17 protein-coding genes are annotated in these 14709 nt (G+C 73.0%); 13 read left to right on the top strand and 4 right to left on the bottom strand.

Annotation, left to right across the window (positions count from 1 at the left end; all coding sequences use genetic code 11):
- Positions 1-2: 2 nt before the first annotated feature.
- A complete protein-coding gene (locus TU30_RS09035; protein ID WP_052479761.1) occupies positions 3-632 on the bottom strand; it encodes a hypothetical protein in 630 nt (209 codons plus the stop codon).
- 346 nt (positions 633-978) lie between these two features.
- On the opposite strand from TU30_RS09035, the gene TU30_RS09030 reads away from it, so the two are divergent.
- Positions 979-2187 carry an RNA-guided endonuclease TnpB family protein gene (locus TU30_RS09030; protein WP_042166899.1) on the top strand — a complete coding sequence of 403 codons (1209 nt, stop codon included), beginning with the start codon at positions 979-981 and terminating at the stop codon, positions 2185-2187.
- Positions 2188-2200: 13 nt separating this feature from the next.
- Here TU30_RS09030 and TU30_RS09025 read toward each other — a convergent pair whose 3' ends face one another.
- Complete coding sequence (locus tag TU30_RS09025; RefSeq protein WP_042166895.1) at positions 2201-3685, bottom strand: class I adenylate-forming enzyme family protein; 1485 nt, start codon at positions 3683-3685, stop codon at positions 2201-2203.
- Positions 3685-3933: an acyl carrier protein gene (locus TU30_RS09020; RefSeq protein ID WP_042166893.1), complete on the bottom strand. Its 249-nt coding sequence runs from the start codon at positions 3931-3933 to the stop codon at positions 3685-3687. The genes TU30_RS09025 and TU30_RS09020 overlap by 1 nt, the downstream gene beginning before the upstream one ends.
- Positions 3934-4305: 372 nt before the next feature.
- Here TU30_RS09020 and paaA point away from each other — a divergent pair, with 372 nt between their 5' ends.
- The 9 genes from paaA (at position 4306) to TU30_RS08975 (ending at position 11943) form a co-directional block, all read left to right on the top strand.
- Positions 4306-5349: a 1,2-phenylacetyl-CoA epoxidase subunit PaaA gene (gene paaA, locus TU30_RS09015; RefSeq protein WP_042166891.1), complete on the top strand. Its 1044-nt coding sequence runs from the start codon at positions 4306-4308 to the stop codon at positions 5347-5349.
- Complete coding sequence (gene paaB, locus TU30_RS09010) at positions 5346-5657, top strand: 1,2-phenylacetyl-CoA epoxidase subunit PaaB (RefSeq protein WP_042166889.1); 312 nt, start codon at positions 5346-5348, stop codon at positions 5655-5657. The genes paaA and paaB overlap by 4 nt, the downstream gene beginning before the upstream one ends.
- A gap of 10 nt (positions 5658-5667) precedes the next feature.
- Positions 5668-6459: a 1,2-phenylacetyl-CoA epoxidase subunit PaaC gene (paaC, locus tag TU30_RS09005; protein ID WP_176726176.1), complete on the top strand. Its 792-nt coding sequence runs from the start codon at positions 5668-5670 to the stop codon at positions 6457-6459.
- The gene (paaD, locus tag TU30_RS09000; RefSeq protein ID WP_370626598.1) at positions 6453-6974 is read left to right on the top strand and encodes a 1,2-phenylacetyl-CoA epoxidase subunit PaaD; all 522 of its coding nucleotides are present in this window, start codon (positions 6453-6455) and stop codon (positions 6972-6974) included. The genes paaC and paaD overlap by 7 nt, the downstream gene beginning before the upstream one ends.
- A gap of 8 nt (positions 6975-6982) precedes the next feature.
- Positions 6983-8116, top strand: a complete 1134-nt coding sequence (locus TU30_RS08995; RefSeq protein WP_042167163.1) for a 2Fe-2S iron-sulfur cluster-binding protein — start codon at positions 6983-6985, stop codon at positions 8114-8116.
- 76 nt (positions 8117-8192) lie between these two features.
- Positions 8193-8969 carry an SDR family oxidoreductase gene (locus TU30_RS08990; RefSeq protein WP_042166883.1) on the top strand — a complete coding sequence of 259 codons (777 nt, stop codon included), beginning with the start codon at positions 8193-8195 and terminating at the stop codon, positions 8967-8969.
- 25 nt (positions 8970-8994) lie between these two features.
- Positions 8995-9843, top strand: coding sequence for a tryptophan 2,3-dioxygenase (locus TU30_RS08985; RefSeq protein ID WP_042166880.1), 849 nt, complete (start codon positions 8995-8997; stop codon positions 9841-9843).
- Entirely contained in the window at positions 9833-10681 is an 849-nt protein-coding gene (locus TU30_RS08980; protein WP_042166878.1) for a S9 family peptidase, read from the top strand. Before TU30_RS08985 ends, TU30_RS08980 begins: the two co-directional genes overlap by 11 nt.
- Positions 10678-11943, top strand: coding sequence for a kynureninase (locus TU30_RS08975; protein ID WP_042166877.1), 1266 nt, complete (start codon positions 10678-10680; stop codon positions 11941-11943). Before TU30_RS08980 ends, TU30_RS08975 begins: the two co-directional genes overlap by 4 nt.
- 31 nt (positions 11944-11974) lie before the next feature.
- Here the strand turns inward: TU30_RS08975 and TU30_RS08970 are convergent, their stop codons facing one another.
- Entirely contained in the window at positions 11975-12220 is a 246-nt protein-coding gene (locus tag TU30_RS08970; RefSeq protein ID WP_042166875.1) for a hypothetical protein, read from the bottom strand.
- 540 nt (positions 12221-12760) lie between these two features.
- On the opposite strand from TU30_RS08970, the gene panD reads away from it, so the two are divergent.
- From panD to TU30_RS08955, 3 genes are all read left to right on the top strand, one after another.
- Complete coding sequence (gene panD, locus TU30_RS08965) at positions 12761-13180, top strand: aspartate 1-decarboxylase (RefSeq protein ID WP_042166874.1); 420 nt, start codon at positions 12761-12763, stop codon at positions 13178-13180.
- 76 nt (positions 13181-13256) lie between these two features.
- Positions 13257-13610, top strand: coding sequence for a GNAT family N-acetyltransferase (locus TU30_RS08960; RefSeq protein ID WP_042167161.1), 354 nt, complete (start codon positions 13257-13259; stop codon positions 13608-13610).
- Between the two features lie 16 nt (positions 13611-13626).
- On the top strand, positions 13627-14265 hold the full coding sequence (locus TU30_RS08955) for an aspartate/glutamate racemase family protein (protein ID WP_042167160.1): 639 nt from the start codon (positions 13627-13629) through the stop codon (positions 14263-14265).
- Positions 14266-14709: the final 444 nt, after the last annotated feature.

Raw genomic sequence — 14709 nt, 5'->3', positions numbered from 1 at the left:
CGTCAGCCGGGGATGGCATCCCGGCCGGTCACGTAGCTGAAGACTCCCGCCGCCCCGACGTGCACGACCCGCACCCGCACGGCACGCGCGGGATCCACACGAAGGCAGACACGCAGTTCGTCCCCGCAGGACGAGGCCCGCAAGTCCCGCAGGCCCCCGTCCGCCACGGCGAGGGCCTTCCAGGCAGATTCCTTGGCGGAGAACAACGCGGTCACCGACCAGACCGCGAGCAGCGGCTCCTCGTCCGCACGCAGCACCAGACGGTCCGCTGCGCGGGGGAGGGGCCGCAGCTCCAGGTCACAGCCGAGAGGCAATAACCCGTCGGCACCGCGCGCCACGGCGACGGCGATCCCCGCACTGTGCGAGATCGACGCGGCCCGGCCCGGCGGGAACACCGGCAGGCGCCCCGACCGGGGGATCTCACCGCAGTCCAGCCCCACCGCCCACAGGGCCCGCCGGGCGGCCCGCCGGCCGGCCAGGAACTCCCGCCGCCGCTGCTCCGGCATCGAGGCCGCGGCAGCCGCCTCGGCGGGCCCGGCCGGTTCCGCACCCGGTTCGGATACGGCCGCGACACCGAGCCCGAGCCCGGCCGCGAGAAGGAGCGGACGCAGCGCGGCCAGGTCATCGCGCACCCACGGCAACGGCTTGCCACAGTGCGGCCCCTCTTCAGCCCGGCCAGGCCACAGGGGTCTCCCGCAGCCCTGAACCGCCGGCACAAGCTCCGCACCAGCTCGGGCCGGCCACGGCGTCCGCGTCGTGGCCGGCCCGGTGCGCGTCGGGCGTTCGTTCATCGCCGTCAGCCCTCGCGCGCGCTCATCGGGGTCTTCCTTCGTGGATACCCCGGCCTTCAGGCCGGGGAGGAAACGAAGCTCCTGCGGAGCGGGGCAAGAGGAGTCGGTTCGCCTCCGGGGCGGATCGGCGTCCACCGCCCACCGGCCAACATCCGCCTCTCACAAGGGAGCTGATGGAGTGTGAGATATGGTGGAGCAGGTCAAGCGGGCGTTCAAGTACCGCTTTTACCCCACGGACGAGCAGGCGGCGGAGCTGTCGCGCACGTTCGGCTGCGTCCGCCTCGTCTATAACAAGGCGTTGGAGGAGCGCACCCGGGCCTGGTACGGCGAGCAGCGCCGTATCTCCTACGTGCAGTCCTCCGCCGCGCTCACCCAGTGGAAGAAGACGGAGGAGCTGGCCTTCCTGACGGAGGTGTCCTCCGTTCCACTCCAGCAGGCGCTGCGCCACCTGCAGACGGCGTTCGCCCACTTCTTCGCCAAGCGCGCGCAGTATCCGCGCTTCAAGTCGCGCAAGGAGTCCCGTGCTTCGGCCGAGTACACCCGCAGCGCTTTCACCTGGCGCGACGGGCGACTGACTCTGGCCAAGATGGCGGAGTCCTTGGACGTCCGCTGGTCGCGTCTGCTGCCCGAGGGTGTGGAGCCGACCACGGTGACGGTGTCCCGTGACGCCGCGGGCCGTTGGTTCGTGTCGATGCTCGTCGAGGACGCCATCGCCCCGGCCCCTGCCACGCATGCGGCGGTCGGTCTGGACGCCGGGATCACCTCCCTGGTGACCCTGTCCACCGGGGAGAAGATCGCCAACCCCCGGCACGAACGCCGCGACCGTGCCCGTCTCGCCAGGGCGCAGCGGGAGTTGTCCCGCAAGGCGAAGGGCTCGGCGAACCGGGAGAAAGCCCGTCGTCGTGTTGCCAAGGTCCATGCGCGGATCGCTGACCGGCGCCGCGACTTCCTGCACAAACTGACCTCGCGCATCGTCCACGAGAACCAAGTGGTCGTGATCGAGGATCTCACCGTGCGCAACCTGTTGAAGAACGGCGCGCTCGCGCGCGCCATTTCCGATGCTTCGTGGTCGGGGCTGCGCATGATGCTGGAGTACGAGTGCGTCTGGTACGGGCGCGAACTCGTGGTGATCGACAGCTTCTTCCCCAGCTCGAAGCTGTGCGGAAGCTGCGGCACGGTCGCGGCGAAGCTGCCGCTGAACGTCCGTGAGTGGACGTGCACCTGCGGTGCGGTGCATGACCGCGACGTGAACGCGGCACGCAACATCCTGGCCGCCGGGCTGGCGGCATCTGCCTGTGGAGACGGTGTAAGACCTCAACGGGAGTCCTCCCGGACGGGGCGGTCGTCGGTGAAGCAGGAACCCCAGCGGGCGACCGCTGGAATCCCCCGCCTTTAGGCGGGGGAGGAAGTCAAACCCGCAACAGTTTCTTGATGATCTTGCCGGCGGGATTGCGCGGCACCTGCTCGATGAACTCCACCCGTCGCGGCCGCTTGTACGGCGCGAGCAGCCCCGTCACGTGTGCGAGCAACTCCGCGGTGTTCGGCTCCGCGCCCGCCTCCAGGGACACGTAGGCCAGCGGCACCTCGCCGTAGTCCTCGTCGGGCATGCCGACGACCGCCGCGTCCCGGACCGCCGGGTGGGTCATCAGGGCGCGCTCGATCTCGGAGGGGTAGACGTTCTGACCCGCGCGGATGATCACGTCCTTGGTGCGGTCCACCAGGCTGATGCGGCCCTCGTCGTCCATGAAGCCGAGGTCACCTGTCCTGATCCAGCCGTCGCGGGTGATCTCGTGGGTGGCCTCCGGGTCGTTCCAGTAGCCCTGCATGACGCCCGGCCCGCGCACCACGATCTCGCCGATCTCGCCGGGCGGCAGTTCCCGGCCTGCTTCGTCGACGGCGCGGGCGGACATGCCCGGCACGACCCGTCCGCACGGGATGCGGGCGGTCACGTCCCCGGGCGCGGGGTGCTCGTCGGGACCGAGCGTGACGAACGGGCCCCCCACCTCGGTCATGCCGTACACCTGCCGGAAGCCGCACCCGAGCCGTTCGACCGCGTCGGCGTAGACGTCGAGCGGCATGGGGGCGGCCCCGTACAGCACCTCCCGCAGGGAGGACAGGTCGGTGTGCCCGGACGCCTTCGCCTGGAGCATGAAGCGCAGCATCTGAGGCACCAGCCACATGTGCGTGGCGTGGTGCCGCTCCACCGCCGACAGCGCCCGCTGCGGAGTGAATCCGGGCATCAGCACGATCGTCGCGCCGGCCGCCAGGTAGGTGAGGGACACGACCATGCTGCCGTGGTACAGCGGGCAGCAGTTGACCATGACGATGTCGTCGGTGGGGCGGGCCATCACCAGCCAGCCGAGGGCGATCGCGCGGAAGGACGCGCTGTCGACCGTGCCCCCCTTGGCCTGCCCGGTGGTCGCCGAGGTGTGCAGTACGGCGATGGGGTCGGTGTCGGCGACGTCCGGCAGCTCCCGCTCTTCGGCCAGGGTGCCCAGCGCCGCGAAGGCGGGCTTGTCGAAGGCGACCCGCAGGCGCACCGACTTCGGCAGTTCGGCGTGGCGGTCCAGCAGTTCGGACTCGCCGAGGATGGCCACCGCGCCGACCCGCTCGACGATCCCGGCGACCTCGGGCTCGGTCAGGCTGTGATTGAGCGGCACGAACAGCGCGCCGAGGCGGGCCAGCGCGAAGTAGCTCTCCAGGACCTCGATCCGGTCCTTGGAGAGCACGGCCACCCGGTCACCCCGCCCGATGCCCAACTCAGCTAGGCCGTAGGCCAGTTGCCGTGTACGGCTGTGCAGCTCGGCCCAGGTGACGCTGCGTTCGTCGTCGACCAGCGCGATCCGGCCGGGCCGGCACTGGCGGTTGCGCTCCAGCAGCTGCGTCAGCCACATCACGCACCGCCGCTCGCGCCGGCGCCCGCGCGCTGGGCCACGAAACGCTCGTAGTCACCGATCGTGCGCAGCTCCTCCATGTCCTCGGCGGTGATCTCGACCCCGAGCCGCTGCTCGACCAGCAGGACCAGGCGCACCAGGTCCCCGGAGTCGATGCCGCTGGCGGCCAGGTCGGCGTCGTTGCCGATCCGGTCGGCGTACTCGACGGTGCCGGTGAGTTCGACCAGCAACTCCCTGATGGTGCTCATGGTTTCCCCTTTCGCCTCGGCGTGCCGGCCGCCGCGGTCTACGACTGTCACCTCCTCAAGAGGCCGCCGCGCCCGGCCGCACTCCCCGGACCGCCCCGTGAGCTTTGTCACGCACCCGAACCTCGCGGGCCGGGGATAGCCGGGCCGCGCGCCCGGCCTCTTACCGCAACGAAGCAACCCGCTCCGCCCGGCACCCCGCACGGGCGGTCGTCGAACCGAAGGAGTGATGTGCGTGCCCAGGCAGCCGGTACGGGTCCGGTCCCCGCGACGGTGCCCGCAGCACGACACCGCCGCGACGGTCACCGCACGCCCGGGCGGTGCCCGGGAGCACAGCACCGTGACGATGGCCGCCGCACGTCCGGGCGGTGTCCGGTGACCGCGTCGACCACCGCCACCACCACCGCCACCGCCACCACCACGGCCTCCGCCACCGCGGACGAGGACGACCTGCTCGCCCACTTCGACGCGCTCATCGCCGACGGCGAGGCGATCGAACCGCGCGACTGGATGCCCGACGGCTACCGCCGCATGCTGGTCCGTCAGATCGCCCAGCACGCCCACTCCGAGATCATCGGCATGCAGCCCGAGGGCGCCTGGCTCACCCGAGCCCCGTCCCTGCATCGCAAGTCGGTCCTGCTCGCCAAGGTGCAGGACGAGGCGGGCCACGGCCTGTACCTGTACTCCGCGGCCGAGACACTCGGCGTGGACCGCGCCGACCTGCTGGACGCCCTGCACAAGGGTCGGCAGCGCGCCTCGGCCACCTTCAACCATCCCGCGCTGACCTGGGCGGACACCGGCGCCATCGCCTGGCTGACGGACGGCGCCGCCGTCATCAACCAGGCACCCCTGTGCCGTACGTCCTACGGGCCCTATGCCCGGGCGATGCGCCGTGTCTGCCAGGAGGAGGCCTTCCACGTGCGTCAGGGCTACGACCTGATGCGCGCCCTGTGCGAGGGGACCCCGGAGCAGAAGGAGATTGCGCAGGACGCGGTGAACCGCTGGTGGCTGCCGGCGGTGGCGCTGATGTTCGGACCGCCCGACACGGAGGCGGGCGGCACCGACGCGCGGACCGCCGCGCTGGGGGCCGCGGTCTCCCGCCGCGCGATGGCCTGGGGCATCAAGCGCCACACCAACGACGAGCTGCGCCAGCGTTTCGTCGACACCTGCGTCCCGCAGGCCGAGCGCCTCGGCCTGACGCTGCCCGACCCGGCGATCCGCTGGAACGAGGAGCGCGAGCACTACGACTTCACGCCCGTCGACTGGGACACCTACCGCACGGCCCTGGGCGACGACACCCACTGGGCGCGGCAGCGCATCGCGAGCCGCCTGGCCGCGCACGAGGACGGCGCCTGGGTCAGGGAGGCCGCCGTCGCGTACGCCGCGAGGACGGACGAGCCGCGGGGAGCGGCCGCATGAGCGCGGCACGACAGGGCGCGCCGGCGTCCTGGGAGGTGTTCCTGCGCGCCCGCAGGGGCCTGGCGCACCAGCACGTGGGGTCGGTGCGTGCCGCCGGCCCGGACACGGCACTGGCCGCCGCCCGCGACCTGTACACGCGCCGGGGCGAGCCCCTGTCGCTGTGGGTGGTCCGCTCCGACGCCGTGCACACGGCCTCGCCGGACGAACGCGACCCGTACTTCGCGGGCGCCCGCCACAAGCCGTACCGCTACCCCGAGCACTACGCGCCGCTGACCGAGAAAGGCCCCGAAGGTGAGCACGACGAGTGACATTGTGGCAGTGCGCCCCGGCACCCTGCCGGACGTGCCGCCGTCCGCTGCCGACCCCGATCTGGCCCGGTACGTGACGCGCCTCGGCGACGACGCGCTCATCCTCGGGCAGCGGCTGTGCCAGTGGATCACCCGTGCGCCGACCATCGACGAGGACCTGGCCCTGTCCAACATCGCCCTCGATCTGATCGGCCACGCCCGCGCGCTGCTCACCCGCGCCGGCCGCCTCGACGGAACCGGCCGCACCGAGGACGACTTCGCCTACACTCGCTCGGAGCGCGAGTTCACCAACGCCCTGCTGACCGAGCTGCCCAACGGCGACTTCGCCGTGACCGTGGCCCGGCAACTCGCCTACACCCACTACGCCGTCCTCCACTACGAGAGCCTCGCGCACTGCACCGACCCCGAGCTCGCCGCGTTCGGGGCCCGGGCCGCCAAGGAGGTCGCCTTCCACCGGCTGCACGCCGACCGCTGGACGGTGACGCTGGGACGTGGCACCGCCGAGAGCGCGCGCCGCATGCGACACGCCCTGGAGCGGGTGTGGCCCTACACCGGCGAACTCTTCGAGGAGGACGACCTCCTGCGCCGCCTGGCCGCCTCCGGCGCCGTGCCCTCCCCGGCACCCCTGCGTGACACGTGGCTCGGGCGGGTCACCGGCGTCGTCACCGAGGCGGGCCTCGCCGTGCCCGCTCCCACCTGGTCGGCCACCGGCGGCCGCGCGGGCCTGCACACCGAGGAGTTCGGGCCACTGATCGCCGAACTGCAGTCTGTTCGGCGGCAGTTCCCCGGAGGTACGTGGTGAACGCACCCACCCCCGCACCGGTCACAGCCCGCCGCTCCGCCCAGGAGGTGCGCGAGCGGGTGGCCGCGCTCCCGGACCCGGAACTGCCGGTGATCGGCCTCGGCGACCTCGGCGTGGTGGGCCGTGTCGCCCCCGGCGCCGACGGCGCGCTGGAGGTGGAGATCACGCCCACCTACCTCGGCTGCCCCGCGCTGCCCGAGATCACCGCCGCCGTGCGGGAGGTCCTGACCTCCTGCGGCCACCCGGACGGCCGCGTCCGGCACGTCCTGACGCCTCCCTGGACGACGGACCGCATCACCCCCGAGGGGCGGCGCGCCCTCGCCGCGCACGGCATCGCGCCACCCGTGACACCGGCACCCGACAGTCCGGTCCCCGTCGCGCTGGGCGCCGTGCCCTGCCCGCACTGCGGCTCAAGGGCCACCCGGCCGCACAGCGCCTTCGGCCCGGCCCGCTGTCAGTCGGTGCTGTGGTGCACCGCGTGCCGCGAGCCCTTCCCCCACCTGACCGCGCTGTGAGGCACACCGTGAACACCGCCCCGCCCGCCCTCCTCGACGAGGCACCGGCAGGCCCGCCCCGCCGCTTCGGCTGGCACCCGCTGGACGTTCGCGAGGTCCGTCACCTGAGCGCCGACACGGTCGCCGTCACCCTGCACGTGCCCACCGACCTGCGCGATGTCTTCGCCCACCACCCCGGTCGGCACGTCGTCGTCCGGCACCGGCAGGCCTCCGGCACCGAACTGCGCCGCAGTTACTCGATCTGCCCACCACCGCACGCCCCCTCGGCGCTCCGCCTGGTGATCAAACGCTCCGGCCCGGGCGGCTTCGGCGAGTACGCCACCACCCGGCTCGTACCGGGCGCGCGTCTGGAACTCTCCGCGCCCACCGGCGCCTTCGCCCTGCCGCGGCTGCCGGGCGCCCATCACGTGCTCCTCGCGGGCGGCACCGGCATCACCCCCCTGGCCCCGATGGCCGCCCACGCGCTGCGCCGGGACCCGACCTGCCGCGTCAGTCTGGTCCACTCGGTGCGCACCTCCGCCGACGCCGTGCTGGCCGATGAACTGGCGGAGGTCAAGGACGAGTTCGTCGACCGTTTCACCGTCCTGTACGTGCTGACGCGGGAGGACCGGGGGAGTGGGGGCGGTCCGCTCGCACGGCGGCTGGACGCGTCCGGGGTGCGCCGGCTGCTGGCCGCCGTGGACGCCCGGCCGGGCCCGGACACCACGTTCGCCCTGTGCGGACCGCCCGGCCTCGTCGCCACCGCCCGGCACGCGCTGGCAGGCCTCGGCGCGGATCCCTCGCTCGTCCGCTGGGAGCTGTTCACCGCCGAGGGCAGGCAGCCACCGGAGCCGGAGCCGGCCGGGCAGGCGCCGAGGGCGGGGGAGTACCGGGTCGCCGCCCTGCTCGACGGGCGCCGCCGTGCCGCCACCGTCCTGCCGGACGACCCGGTCCTGCTCGACGCACTGCTGCGCAGCCACCCCGACGTGCCCTACGCCTGCCGGGAGGGCGTCTGCGGCAGCTGCCGCGCGAAGGTCGTATCCGGACAGGTGACGGCGGACGGCCAGCACGCCCTGGACGAACGCGACCGCGCCGCCGGCTACACGCTCGTCTGCCGCGCCAGGCCCCGCACTCCCGAGATCACCCTCGACTTCGACGCCTGATCGGCGATCCCGAGCACGTTCGACTCCACGCCTGATCCGTCAGCGCCACGCCACCCCTCAGCGAAGGAGACCCACGATGACCGCCACCGCCCGCCACACGGGGAAGACCGCCCTGGTCACCGGAGGCAGCCGGGGCATCGGCAGAGCCATCAGTCACCGCCTCGCCCGCGAAGGCGCCCTCGTCGCGGTCCACTACGGCCACGACCTGACGGCAGCCGAACGGACCGTCAAGGAGATCCAGGCCGACGGCGGCCGCGCCTTCCCCGTCCACGCCGAACTCGGCGTCCCCGGCGACGCCGACACCCTGTGGTCCGCCTTCGACGAGGCCCTGGCGCAGCAGGACGCCCCGGCGGGCCTGGACATCCTCGTCAACAACGCGGGCATCACCGTCCCCCGCCCGATCGCCCAGGTGACGGAGGCCGACTACGACCGCGTCTTCGCCATCAACGCCAAGGCGCCGTTCTTCATCATCCAGCGCGGACTGGACCGCCTGCGGGACGGCGGCAGGATCGTCAACATCTCCTCCGTCGCGACCCGCGTCGCCTTCCCGGCGATCGTCTCCTACACCATGACCAAGGCCGCCCTTGACCACCTCACCCTCTCCCTGGCCCAGGAGCTCGGCCCGCGGGGCATCACCGTCAACGCCGTCGCACCCGGTTACACCGAGACGGAGATCAACCCCACCCTCGCCGTCCCGGAGATCCGCCGCCGCTACTCCGAGGCCTCCACGCTCGGCCGGCTCGGCGACCCGGTGGACATCGCGGACGTCGTCTCCTTCGTCGCGAGCGACGACGCCCGCTGGGTGACCGGCCAGTGGATCGACGCCTCCGGCGGCGCCCACCTCGGTGTGTGACCCCTACGCACTCCTGGGAGATGTGATGAACGACCGCACGACCACCCTCGACGCACCGGCCACCGACTCCACCCTGACCTGCCCCTTCGAGGGCGCCAGCCCCTACGACACGTATGTGCGCGCCTCGGTCCTCAACACGCTGCAGCACCCGCTCACCGAGGCCCCGGACGAGATGGGCTTCCTCGTCACCACCCAGGTGATGGAGCTGTGGTTCACCCTGATCGTGCACGAGTGGCGCACCGGCAAGGTCGCCCTCGCCAAGGACGACCTGCCCGCCGCCATGGACGCGCTGGTGCGCAGCCGCCGCGCGCTGACCGCTCTGAGCGGCGCCTGGGAGCCCATCGCCGCCCTGACGCCTGCCCAGTTCAACGGCTTCAGGGCCGCGTTCGGCCGGGCCTCGGGCTTCCAGTCGGCGATGTACCGGCACATGGAGTTCCTCCTCGGCGACAAGTCCGCCGGGCTGCTGCGCGCCCACCGCGGCGACCCGGCCGTCCACGAGGCGCTCGCCGAGACCTACCGCGAACCGTCCCTGTACGACGACGTGCTGGCCCACCTCCACCGCCAGGGACTGCCGGTCCCGGCCCACGTCCGCGAACGGGACGTGACTCGCCCCTACGACGCAGACCCCGGCGTGGTGGAGGCGTGGAGGAACGTCTACGCCGGTCCGCGGCACCACCCCCACCTCGCCCTGGGCGAACTGCTCACCGACATCGCCGAACTCGTCACCCGCTGGCGGTTCGACCACGTCCTGGTGGTCCGCCGCGCCATGGGAGCCAAACCGGGCAGCGCCGGATCCGCCGGGCTCGCCTGGCTCGAACAGCGCGCGGCCCGGCCGGTCTTTCCCGAACTGTGGGAGGTGCGCGGTGACCTCTAGGCCGATCTCCGCCTTCGCGGCCGAGGAGGAGCGACGGGTCCTGAGCCTGAAGCCGGTCCTGGCCCCGGTGCACGGCCGCTACGGCGACCACCCCCACCAGTCCTACGACGCCTGGCCGTCCGAGGACCCGAACGCCCCGCTGGTGATCCTCCTGCACGGCGGCTACTGGCGCTACGACCGGATGCACCTGACCCCCTTCGCGGACTGGCTGTCCACGCAGGGGTTCCATGTGCTGCTCCCGGGCTTCAGACGGTCCGGCGGTGCGGGCGGCTACCCCGAGACCTTCGACGACATCGCCCGCATCGTCGACACGCTGCCCGAAGGCCGCCCCTACGTCCTGGCAGGCCACTGCTCCGGCGGCCACCTGGCCCTGTGGTGCGCCGCCCGGGGCCTGCTGCCGCCCGCCTCCCGCTGGCACACCCGCACCCTGCCGACGAGCGTGCTCGCCCTCGCCCCGATCACCGACCTCACCGCCACCCGCCGCGACCGCCTCAGCGATGACGCCGCCCTGCAACTCCTCGGCGGCGAGGAGCACTTCACGGCCCGCTTGCCCGAGGTCGACCCCCTCACCCTGCTGCGCGGCACGGGGACCACGGGCGTGCCCACCGTGCTCCTGCACGGCTCCGCGGACGAGGAGGTCCCCCTCACGCAGTTCAGCGATTACACGGCCGCGCACCAGGACCTCAGGACGGTCGTCCTGCCCGGCACCGGCCACTACACCCTCGTCGAACCCGGGGCACCCGGCGCCCGCGCGGTCGCCGACACCCTCCGGGACATGGCGGCCGCCCACTTCCCAGCGGACGCCGGCCGCGCGGACGAGGAGGCCGCACATCGATGACCACCGCACTCTCCGCAACCGCCACCCTGCACGAGCAGGCCGCACGGCTGGACGCCGACGACACCCTGGCCGACCTCCGGGCCCGCTTCCTGCTCCCGCCGGACGTCGTGTACCTCGACGGCAACTCCCTGGGCCCGCTGCCCGCAGCCGTGCCGGCGGCCCTGGACGACGTCGTACGGCGCCAGTGGGCGACCGGACTCATCGGCTCCTGGAACGCGGCCGGCTGGTGGGAGGCGCCGCTGCGCGTCGGCGACGCCGTCGGAAGGCTCATCGGGGCGGCGCCGGGGCAGACGATCGCGGGCGACTCCACCAGCGTGCAGCTGTTCACCGCCCTCGACGCCGCCGCCGCCCTCCGCCCGGACCGCCCGCTGCTGGTCACCGACCCCGGGCACTTCCCGACCGACCGCTACCTCGCCGACGCGGTCGCCCGCCGCCGCGACCTGGAGGTCCGGCACGTGCGCCCGGGGGACCTTCCGGACTTCCTCGCCGCCGAGGGTGAACGGGTCGCCGTCGTCAGCTACTCGCCCGTCGACTACCGCACCGGCGAGCTGTACGACATGCGGACGCTGACCCGGGCCGCGCAGGACGCCGGGGCCCTGGCGCTGTGGGATCTGTGCCACGCCGCCGGCGCCCTGCCCCTGGACGTCGACGGCCTGGGCGTGGACCTGGCGGTCGGCTGCGGCTACAAGTTCCTCTCCGGCGGCCCCGGCGCTCCCGCCTTCCTCTACGTCGCCCGACGCCACCACACCACGCTGGAAACCCCGTTGCCGGGCTGGACCGGCCACGCCGATCCCTTCGCCCTGGCCGACTCCTACACGCCTGCCCCCGGCATCGCCCGCGCCCGCATCGGCACCCCGCCGATCCTCTCCCTGCTCGCCCTGGAAGCGGCCCTCACCGCCTTCGACGGCGTCGACCTGGCCCGGCTCCGTACCAAGAGCCTGTCGCTGACGTGCTTCTTCCTGCGCTGCGCGGACGAACTCCTGACCCCTCTGGGCTTCACCCCCGTCACCCCGGCCGAACCCGGCCGCCGCGGCAGCCAGGTCACCCTCCGCCACGCCCACGCCCACGCCCGCGGTCTGGCCGCCGCCCTCGCGGAGGTCGGGGTCATCGCGGACATGCGCGCGCCCGACCTGCTCCGCTTCGGCGTCAACGCCCTCTACACCAGCCACCGGGACATGCTCACCGCCGCAACGCGCCTGCGCGACCTCACCGAACAGGCCGCCTACGATCCGGCACCGCCCACCACGGGCCCGGTGACCTGAACGGGGCGGACCGGACGTGTGGCCAACACCCTCAGCGTCGGCCGCGCAGGAGCGATCCCAGTGCCGGACCGGCGCCCGGACCGACCAGGGCGGTGCAGTTCACCGGACGTGGCGGGAGGGCTGCCGGCGAGTGCCTGCTTCCGCTGCCTCCGCCGACGAACTCCTCACGCCAAACGAGCCCGTCGTCCTTCGGGAAGATGGGGCGGAGGGCCATCAGTGCCGATACCAGGGCTGCCCCGAGCAGTGCGCCCACCAGCGCCACAGCCACGCTGAGCATGCGCGACGAGTTCACCGGTGTGGACAGTGCCGTCCCTGCAGTGATCGCAAGTAGGGCACCGGTTACTCCACTCAGTGCTGTCGCTTTCGTATCCGCGCGCTGTACCTCGACGAACATCCTGCTGTCATCACTCGGGGGGCGCCGGTTGTTGTCGAGACGTGCAGCGGGACGTTCTGCGGCTCGGGTTTTTCCACTTCCTTCTCCTTGTCGTTGCCTTGCGGCTTGGAGTAGCAGTCTGGGCAGGCGGCCGGAACGCAGCTGCCCACCAGGTGGTAGCGATCGCGATCGACCGGTCACGGTCGGGAGCCTGGCATCTGGTCAGCATGAGTCCTCGCACACTCCGAGGCAGGTGCTCGAGCGGCTCCTTGGACGGCGATGGCAAAACAGCCTGATTCTACGCGGAAGCGCAGGTGGAGAACCTTCTTGCCCAGTGGGATCGATGTTCCTCAGAATCTTCGAGTGTGAAGAGTGCCGGTGTACAGTGAGCAACGCCCCTGACCTGCAGAAAGCTGGCGGGGAGCCGTCTTCTAGGAGTCTAAAGTGCTGCGAACTTTGATCAAGTCCAAGATCCACCGCGCCACCGTCACCCAGGCCGACCTGCACTACGTGGGATCCGTGACGATCGACGCCGATCTGCTCGACGCCGCTGATCTGCTGCCCGGTGAGCTCGTGCACATCGTCGACATCACCAACGGGGCCCGGCTGGAGACGTACGTCATCGAGGGGGAGCGCGGCTCGGGTGTCGTCGGGATCAACGGGGCCGCCGCGCATCTCGTCCACCCCGGGGACCTGGTGATCATCATCAGTTACGCTCAGGTGACCGACGCCGAGGCGCGGGCGCTGGAACCCCGGGTGGTGCACGTGGACCGCGACAACCGCATCGTCGCCCTGGGAGCCGACCCGTCCGCACCGGTGCCGGGGTCGGACCAGGAGCGCAGCCCACAGGCCGCCACGGTCTGAGAGACATGACCGGAGCGGGCGGTGGCAGTCGCACGGTGGTACCCGTGACGGACAGCGGCAGGGGCGTGGCGTGTTCATGAGTGACATCGGGATCCGCGACGACAGGGCGGCGGGCCGTCCGGAAGCGGTGGCGGGCGAGGGCGGCGAGGCCGTCGGCCGGATCGTCGAGTACGTCGTCCTCGAATCCCCCGAGCGCGCACTCGTGCCGGCGCACACCGCTGTCGGGCCCGCCCACGAGGGCAAGGGCATCGCGGGTTCCCCGGCGGGCGGGCTGTACGCCATCGCCGCCCACGAGGGCGTCGTGGTCGCCCCGCTCTGCCCGTACGTCCCCCAGTGGGCCGCACGTCACCCAGGCCGGGCCCCGGCCGTCCTCCCGGATCCGATCCGGACGGCGACGCAGTGGCCGGCGGCGCGTCCCGAGCGCTTCTGAGCCGTTGGACGCCCCCGTGCTCGCCCTCCTGCACACCTCGCCTGTCCACGTCCCGGTCTTCGACGCCCTGCGCGACGACACCCGTCCGGAGCTGGAGCTGCGGCACCTCGTCGACGAGGAGCTGCTGGTCCGGGCCCGTGCGGAGGGGCCCGAGGCCGTGGCCCACGACGTACGGGCGAGGCTGCGGGAGGCCGTCGCCGCGGGTGCTCGGGCCGTGCTGTGCACGTGCTCGACCATCGGCTCGGTCGCGGAGGCGTCGGCCGACCGGATCGGTGTGCCGGTGCTGCGGGTCGACCGGCCGATGGCGCGCGCGGCCGTGACCGCCGGGCCGCGTGTGACCGTCCTCGCCGCCCTGGCGAGCACGCTCGGGCCGACGGCCGCACTCGTCGTGGAGGAGGCACACCGCGCCGGCCGCCCCGTCGAGGTACGCACCCTGCTGGTCGAGGGCGCCTGGGCCCGCTTCGAGGCGGGCGACCCAAAGGCGTACGCGCGGCAGGTCGCCGCCACGGCCGACGCCGTCACCGGCGCCGACGTGATCGTGCTCGCCCAGGCCTCGATGGCCCCGGCGGAGCGCCTCACCACGACCACCGTCCCGGTGCTGTCCAGCCCGCGGGCGGGACTCGCGGCGGGCGCGGAGAGGGTGGGGCGCCGGTAGCGCCACCCGGGTCTCCCCCTTCAGGCGGGCGGGTGACTGGGGACGCGGCCATCGGGTAGGCGGGGGAGTAGCCCAGAGCCGACACACCAGAGCCGAGGCCGACCGACTGGCCGGAGGACACCGCCATGACGCAACCCCACCCGGACCCCGCCCCACCCGGACCCGCACCGGATCCGGTTCCGCCGGGACCCGCCCCGGGCCCGGCTCCTCAGCCTCCCCACCCCGACCCGGTCCCGCTCCCGGAGCCGCCCCCCGGCCCGGCACCGACGCCCCCGCCGCCGACGCCGGGCCCGCCGGCCCCGGGGCCGCCCGTTCCCGGTCCGCCGCCGACGCCGGGGCCGCCCGAACCGTCGCCCTCGCCGATTCCGCCGGGCCCGGAACCCGTGCCGAACCCGGAGCCGGGCCCGCCGCTCACCTGACGGCCGGCACTGCACGCGGGCGCCC

It is taken from the genome of Streptomyces sp. NBRC 110035 (assembly GCF_000829695.1).
Taxonomy (GTDB): domain Bacteria; phylum Actinomycetota; class Actinomycetes; order Streptomycetales; family Streptomycetaceae; genus Streptomyces.
Note: the sequence above shows the minus strand (reverse complement) of the source record. Positions and strands in the feature narration are given on the sequence as shown.